This window comes from Mycobacterium sp. TH-M82 (assembly GCF_057473605.1).
Map to the genome: position 1 here is coordinate 1 of NZ_JBYCKY010000827.1, position 1,751 is coordinate 1,751.

1 protein-coding gene is annotated in these 1,751 nt (G+C 67.2%); it reads right to left on the minus strand.

What is annotated here, in order from left to right; genetic code table 11:
- Positions 1-1,699 (minus strand): LuxR C-terminal-related transcriptional regulator (locus AC2VON_RS24150; protein ID WP_486955099.1); only part of this gene is annotated, 1,699 nt, incomplete at its 3' end.
- Positions 1,700-1,751: the final 52 nt, after the last annotated feature.

Below are 1,751 nucleotides of genomic sequence, written 5' to 3' on the forward strand. Positions count from 1 at the left end.
ACACATCGAGCTTGGTGTAGATGTTGCTGAGGTGGGTCTCCACGGTTCGTGTCGAGATGAACAGCCTTGCGGCGATATCTTTGTTGCGCAGGCCTTCTTCGACCAGCTGCACGACGTTGCGCTCGGCGGGGGTCAGTGCGGCCCAGCCGTTGGACGGGCGGCTGCGTTTGCCGCGGCCTCGCTGCGCGCGTGCGACCGCTTCCGCCGTCGACAATGCCGCACCCCTGGCCCAATGGCTCTCGAAGCCGCTCTGGCCCATCGCGTCACGCAGGGCGTCAATCGCGGCGGTGTGCTCGGCATCGTAGATCGTGAAGCGCACCGCCCCGCTGCGATCCCGCATACCCGCCGCCGAACCGAACAGTCTGGCCGCTTCGCGGTGCCTACCGGCGTCGGTGGCCAGCATTGCCAGGCACTCGATCACCTCTGGAACCGACAGGTACGCCTGGGTTTCCGCGGCGATCGCCAACGCATCGCGGGCGTCTCGCTCGGCTTGGCCGACCTCGCCCTCGGCGATGGCAACCCGAACACGTGTCTCCAGCAACGTTATCCGATGCACGCCAGAGGCCACTGCGAGCACCTCGTCGGCGCAACGGCGCGCCGCGGCCACATCACCGGACGCCAGTGCGGCCCTGGCGAACGGATTGCCGTTGATCGCCAGCAGTTGGGGCAGCGCACACGCCTCGCACGCCGCGTCGCTGGCGGCCAGTGCCGCCGGCACATCCCCGGTAGCCAACAACGTGTCCACCAACCCCCCCAGGGTCCACGCGCGGTAGAACCCGTTGAGGCCGGCAGCGGCCTCGACGCTGGCTTCGGCCGCCTGGCGCGCACCGCTGGTGTCGCCTTGGTGGGCAAGGGCTAGGCCCAGGAGCATCAGACTGTAGGCGTTGAACCACGGGTCGCGGGCCGCTTGGGCCTCGGCCGCCGCCTCGCTGGCCTGTGCGGCGGCGTCCACCGGGTCGCCGTACAGTCGTCGCGCCGACGCGATGACGATGCGGCATAGCCGTCGAACCGACCAGTTGCCAACCGCGTCGGCGAGGTCGCCTCCTTTTTCGGCGGCGGTGCACACCGTGGTCAGGTCGCCCGCGACATAGGCCGAGTAGGCCTGCACAGCATAGATCTGGGCCAACCGCCAGTCGTCGTCCACGGCGGGGGCGAGTTCGATCGCCTCCTGCAGGTACGGCAAGGCGATCTGGGGGCTGTAGCAGCAGGTCATTCCGGCCGCGGCCAGCGCCCAGCCGAGCAGTGCCGGATCATCGAGGTCATGTGCGATCGCCACCGCTTCCTCGGCTTGATCGAGGAGGTCATACTCGCCAGTCAACGCTTGCAGGATTGTCTTGTCGGCGAGCGCACGTGCGCGTGCGGCGGATGCTACCGTGGCGCTGTCGGTGAGAATGGCGTTCAACGCAGCCAGCCCTACCTCGGTTCGGTGATAAACCCACAGCGGCTGCAGCGATGACACCAACCGTGCGGCAAGGTCGATGTCGCCGTGTTGGCGACTGAACGTAAACGCGGCCTCAAGGTTGCCGAACTCTGTTACGGCCTCCTCGATCTGCCACTGGTAACCGCCGGATCTGCGGGTTGCGAACCGTGCTGTGTAGTGGTCGCGGTGGGCGGTATGCACCGCGTCGGTCTCGTCGGCATCGGCGAGTTTCTCCAGCGCGTACTGGCGCACCGTCTCCAACATCCAGTAGCGGGTCATCTGCCCGGTGCTATCGGCTATCACCAGCGATTTATCCACCAGTTGGGCCAGC